Below are 5982 nucleotides of genomic sequence, written 5' to 3'. Positions count from 1 at the left end.
GCATTGATGAAATTGTAGTCGGCAGCCAGTTTGGATATGTAGGCTCTACTGTAACCATGAAATTGATAGAAGGAGAGGCCTACGGCAACATATTCGGCAGTTCCTACCAAAGGTTTGGAACTGATCCTGACAACCTGTTTCTGGACCGAAGTCTGCCGGTGATCATTGGTGCCAATGGTTTTCCTGTGCGAACCGGTACCCAATTGGTGCTTGGAAATGCCGTTCCGAAATGGATTGGTGGAATCCGGAATGATTTTACCTACAAAGGTTTTGAGTTATCGTTTTTGGTAGATTTCCGAACAGGTGTGGAGCAATACAACCAGTTTAATAATTTCCTCTCCGCTTTTGGAAAGAATGAATTCACCGAAGCCAGGGAAGATTTCAGGGTTTTTGAAGGTGTGCTGGCCGATGGTTCGCCAAATACGCAGGAAGTGTGGCTTGGGCAAGGAGAGGGCCCTGATGGGGTTAATTACGGTGCAGGCTACTGGAGAAACCATTACCGGACCACCAGTGAGAACTTTGTGTCAGATGCCAGCTTTATCAAGTTGAGAAACCTGACTTTGGCCTATAACCTAAGCCCGGCTATATTAGGAAACACACCATTTCGATCTGCCAGGGTATCGGTTGCCGCCAATAACATCATCCTGTATACCCCCTGGGACGGTTTCGATCCGGAATCTTTCTCCGCAGGAGCTGGTGGCAATGCGGTAGGATTTACCGGCCTTGGCTTTCCCGGAGTACAGAGTGTATTCTTTAATTTGAATCTTGGACTTTAATTTTCAGCCATTATGAAATCTATATATAACCGAATATTTGGTCTTTTATTGCTACTGGGGACATCTTCCTGTGAAGATTTTCTCGATGTGAACGAAAACCCAAATAATCCCCAGGATGCTCCGATCACGGGCCTGATGACCAATGCCACTTATGAAACAGCATTGAACGTACAACGTGTCGGAAGCATTACCTCCAACTATGTACAGTACCTGGCCTCACCCAATCCGGCCAGTGCTTCAGATGTCATGGAACCACTCAACTACAGCGGGACCTGGTTTAATTTGTACAATGTGATGACCGATCTGACCGATTTGGTCAGCAAGGCCGAGGAGTCGGATGCAGGACATTATCTGGGTGCCGGACAAATATTAATGGCCCTGAACCTGGGAATGACAGTGGATATTTTTGGAGATGTGCCTTATTCTGAGGGTTTTGACTTCAGTGCGGTTACCCCTGCTTATGATGACGATGAACAGCTTTATGCGGAAGTTCTAAGCCTCCTGGACCGGGGAATTCAAAACCTGTCTGGAACCACTGCTATTTCTATAGGCGATGATGATTTTATCTTTCAAGGGGATGTAGAAAGCTGGATAAAATTTGGGAATGTACTCAAAGCCAGGTTTATGCTGCATACTCCAAATGCCAATACCAATGAATTGCTTTCCGCCATAGACAACGGTTTTGAAGGAAATGAAGACGATGCCTATGTGGAATTCTTTGAACAACGTTTTAATCCCTGGGCGCAGATTGCCATCAATAATGAAAGCCTGCTATTGGGCGGTTGGATCTCCACTCAATTTGTTGAGGCCATGGATGGCACTTCCTACCCGGTAGTGGATCCCAGACTGCCACTGATGATCGGCACAACCGATGATGGGGAATTTATCGGTGTACCCAATGGCGCAGGCAGGGGCGATGCGCCGGAACAAGGAGCCCGTTCTACCTTGATACCCGGTCAGTATTACACCTCAGAGCTTTCCCCCCTTTTGATCGCTACTTTTGCAGAGCAAAAGTTTATTGAGGCGGAAGTGAGCCTGGGTAGCGATCCCAACCGGGCCTATGCGGCCTATTTGGCAGGTATTGAAGCCCATATGGACATGCTGGAAGTACCTGAGTCAGAAAAGGAAGCTTATTTATCCGACCCAGGTGTAAGCATGGGTGCGGGCTCCCTGACCCTGGATGATATCATGAAAGAAAAATGGGTGGCCCTATTCCTGCATCCGGAAACCTGGAACGACGCCAGGCGGTTTGATTATGGCTACAAAGACATGACCTTACCCGCTAATCTCAATACGGACTTAAACAATCAGTTTATTCGCAGATTGCCTTATCCGGACAATGAAGTCAGCAGAAATGGCCAAAATGTACCAGAGGTGACCCTGCTGGACAGGATCTGGTGGGACCAGTAATACAAATGAAATCTTCTTTTTTGCTGGGCGAAGTTTGCAACTTCGCCCTTTTTATTTTCGATGGTTATAAACAGATAATGCTTGGCAAAGAGCCATTTGTAATGCCAATACCGGTTCACCGATAAAAACGTACATCAATTACATTTATTCCAAGAAAACCGGCTTTGCAAATGCCTGGTGTACATTTCACTTGGATACAAGGGATGTAGAAAAATGCTACACCCAGTTAACGCTGTGCGAAGTTTTTAACTTCGACCTGATATTCTCGAAGCTGTAAAAAGAAAATACTCGCCAACAGGCCATTTGTAATGGCCTGGCGAATCCCAAAAACAAAAACGAAATGATTTTACGCTCTTTCCGTATTGGCCGTTATTATGGTGCTCCAATATTCACCTTTTTTTCAACTATTGGTAAACTATGCCGGCAGGATTGACCTTTTATCTGTGTTAATCTGTGCTATCTGTGGTGAACCCCTTGATATTCTCGAAGCTGTAAACAGAAAAAGCCAGCCAAAAGGCGATTTGAAATGGGGAGATTAATCAGGGAACTTATAGAAACCACTTACTCCAAGGCATAAGCCACTACATAATCCCCCAACGGAGTACCTAGCTTGCCATGCCCTCCGGCTGAAATCACCACATATTGTTTTCCAGCCAGCTGATAGGACATGGGCGTTGATTGGCCTCCTGCAGGAAGTTGATTTTGCCAGAGCAGTTCACCCGTTTCCGTATCAAAGGCCCTGAAAAAACCATCCAGTGAAGCGGCCACAAAGGTTAGCCCGCCAGCAGTGGTTAAGGTACCTCCGAAGTTTATAGACCCCCAATTCACTGCTTCCGGATAAGTTTGAGGATCGTACATAAAGCCAAGCGGAACTTCCCATTTGAGTTCACCCGAATTCATGTCAATGGCCAGCAAGGTTCCCCAGGGCGGTTTTGTTTGCATTTGCAATTCTTGCTCATTTCTTGTAAACAGATAATCTCGTTTCAACACATAGGGGGTTCCCTCCTGAAGTCCGGTTTCTGCCCTTAATAAGGCCTCGTTCTTTCCTTCCTCTTCCTGAAGTTTTTCTCGGGGGATCAGGCGGACAACAGCTACCAGGCGATTGATGTTGGTGATCAATAGGTTTCGTTCCGGATCGTAGGAAACCCCTCCCCAATGCACTCCGCCGGCATTGGATGGGGCCACCATGGTACCTTGCAGGCTGGGAGGCGTAAATGGCCCTTCATTCCTTAAGGATGCGATTCGCCTTTCTGCAATTTTCCTATCGGCTTCCGTTAATCCCCAGGCATCCGCTACTCCAATGTGCTGCGGTCCTACCGGCCGGGGCAAAACCGGAAAAGGCTGAGTAGGATAGGCCTGCTCTCCGGGCACCTGGCTCAGCGGAACGGGCCGTTCTTCGACCGGAAATAAGGGCTTTCCGGTCTCCCGGTGCAGGAGGAAAATATGTCCCATTTTGGTACCCACCGCCACTGCCGGAACCTCCACACCATCCCGCTTTACCGATATCAAAGCCGGTTGGGCAGCGTTGTCGTAATCCCAGAGATCGTGGTGAACGGTCTGGAAATGCCAAACCATCTCACCGGTACTGGCACGGAGGGCTACGATTGAATTGGCATATTCGTTCTTACCGATACGTTCCCCCCCGTAATAATCCGGACTGGGACTGGTGGTGGGGATAAACACCAGATCCCTGTCAGGATCAGCCGAAAGAATGGACCAGGCATTGGCAGCCCCGGTCTGTGCCGCTTTTTTTCCTTTCCAGGTAGCTTTTCCCGGATCTCCCTTCCTACGGGGTATAGGGTCCCAGCTCCATTTCAGCTCTCCTGTCAAAACATCAAAAGCCCTTACTACTCCCCTTTCATAATCCAATCGTTGGTTATCCCCCATGGAAGAGCCGGTGATAAGTGTGTTGCCAACGATTGCCGGAGGTGAGGTGACACTGATAGGACCGATGCCCTTTCGCAGGTCAACGGTGCCATTTTTGCCGAAATCAGGAATTGGTTTACCGGTAGCCGCCGATAAGGCAATCAACCGGCCATCGATGGTGGCCAGGTAGATTCTCCGTTCCAGGTTATTTTGGACCACATCTGGTCCCGGCCAGGTGGATACGCCCCGGGAAGTGATTTCTGAATAATTGGCTTTCAGGTTCACTCCGGGATCGAATGTCCACTTTTCTGCTCCGGTCGCGGCATCCAGCGCAACGACCCGATTGCTTGGCGTGCTCAGATACAACACACCCTCCACCATTAATGGTGTGGCTTCAAAAGCGGCTTTTTCTGCCGCATCATTGTTCCGGTAATATTCCAGTTCTCCGGTACGGTAGGTCCAGGCCACTTTCAGCCGATTGACATTTTCGGGTCTTATCCGGGACAGGGCTGCATGCCGCATGCCTCCCGGATCCCCTCCATAGGCCGGCCATTCCCTGTCATTTCCCTGCCCAAATACGGCCCCCGGTGCTGTCAGGATAATGGAGATAAATAAGCAAACGATTATATTTATGTAGTTTGGCATTGCTTTCAACAACTTAATCAAGGAAAAATAATCATTTTCCACGATTTAAAACAAGGTACAAAGGGTTATATTTTACTCAAACAAGATTCCAGAGTCAAAACCTGAAAGGGGATTTTTTTAGGTTAGGAAATACTCCCTATTTTTCTTGATTTAGATAATGAAGGTTATAGGAGTTTTTTCCCCATTTTTGCCGGATTAATTTTGGGGAAGCATTTTTAAATTAAGCCTTGGAGTGGTTTATATTCTTCCCCTATTGAACAACATTGTACATGCCTGGTATACCTACCTGATCGAATATTTAAAATGTAAGTTTATGCTGGACGAAGTTAAAGGCTGGGCGAAGTTTGCAACTTCGCCCTTGATATTTTCGAAGCTGTAAACAGAAAATACACGCCTAAAGGCCATTTGTAATGCCCAGACGATTCCCGTGAACAAAAACGAAATGATATAAAGGTCTTTACGTATTGGCCAGCATTAAAAATCCCTTATTACATGAAAAAATGGCAAAAAAGAGACGAGGCAATGAGCACGCAGTAAAAATACATTGTCTACGATTGATCAGGTAGGATAATTCACTCCGTAAGTCCGTAGATGGGTCTGTTTCATGGCTTAACATGCACAAAAAGGTGGTGGTTATATTTACCACATCAGTTTAATATGAATGTATTTATAAAAGTTTTCATCTTTTGAAATAATAGTCATGTTTTCAAATTTAGCCTGGGCTAAAATGATCCTATCAAATGGGTCTCTATGATGGTCTTCAAGATCCATCGTTTCCAAAATATGCTCAAATGCTAAGGGAATAATTTCAATGTTGTTTTTCTTAAGGTGGAAAACAAACTCTTTAAGATCAACAAGCAAATCCAGTTTACCGATTTTTACCTTAATCGCCATTTCCCATAAAGATGCCATACTGATAAAGCACCGGTTATTTGGATTTGATATAATCTTTCTGGATTGGGGAGGAATCCGCTTGTCGCCACTTAAAAACCAGAGAATTGCGTGCGTGTCCAATAGGTATAAATTTTCCACTACATATAATCCTTAAAATCTTCGATTGGCGCATCAAAATCATCAACCATTTTTATTTTTCCCTTCATGCTTCCAAAAGCACGAATTTTTTTTTCATCCTCCTTTTTTGTTTTAGTTAAAAGAAAATCCACAAAGTCCTGAACCTCCTTTTTTAGGTTTTCAGGAAGAGAATTAATTTTGCTATGTAGGGTTGAATTATCAATTACTCTAATTTAATAATTTATTCTAAACTAAGTATACAAATATTAAACTG

4 protein-coding genes and 1 pseudogene are annotated in these 5982 nt (G+C 45.5%); 2 read left to right on the top strand and 3 right to left on the bottom strand.

Annotation, left to right across the window (positions count from 1 at the left end; genetic code table 11):
- Positions 1-776: pseudogene (locus tag HUJ21_RS20375) on the top strand (SusC/RagA family TonB-linked outer membrane protein); the annotation flags it as partial.
- A gap of 12 nt (positions 777-788) precedes the next feature.
- Entirely contained in the window at positions 789-2186 is a 1398-nt protein-coding gene (locus HUJ21_RS20370; RefSeq protein WP_291372403.1) for a SusD/RagB family nutrient-binding outer membrane lipoprotein, read from the top strand.
- Between the two features lie 561 nt (positions 2187-2747).
- Here the strand turns inward: HUJ21_RS20370 and HUJ21_RS20365 are convergent.
- The 3 genes from HUJ21_RS20365 to HUJ21_RS20355 all read right to left on the bottom strand — a co-directional run bounded on the left by HUJ21_RS20365 (position 2748) and on the right by HUJ21_RS20355 (position 5905).
- Positions 2748-4697, bottom strand: a complete 1950-nt coding sequence (locus HUJ21_RS20365) for a pyrroloquinoline quinone-dependent dehydrogenase (RefSeq protein ID WP_291372401.1) — start codon at positions 4695-4697, stop codon at positions 2748-2750.
- Positions 4698-5336: 639 nt separating this feature from the next.
- On the bottom strand, positions 5337-5711 hold the full coding sequence (locus HUJ21_RS20360; protein ID WP_291372400.1) for a type II toxin-antitoxin system VapC family toxin: 375 nt from the start codon (positions 5709-5711) through the stop codon (positions 5337-5339).
- Between the two features lie 17 nt (positions 5712-5728).
- Positions 5729-5905, bottom strand: coding sequence for a DUF2281 domain-containing protein (locus HUJ21_RS20355; protein WP_291372405.1), 177 nt, complete (start codon positions 5903-5905; stop codon positions 5729-5731).
- Positions 5906-5982 lie beyond the last annotated feature (77 nt).

Origin of the sequence: Cyclobacterium sp., from assembly GCF_014762705.1 — a bacterium.
GTDB lineage: Bacteria > Bacteroidota > Bacteroidia > Cytophagales > Cyclobacteriaceae > Cyclobacterium.
This window is presented reverse-complemented; position numbering and strand designations above follow the sequence as displayed.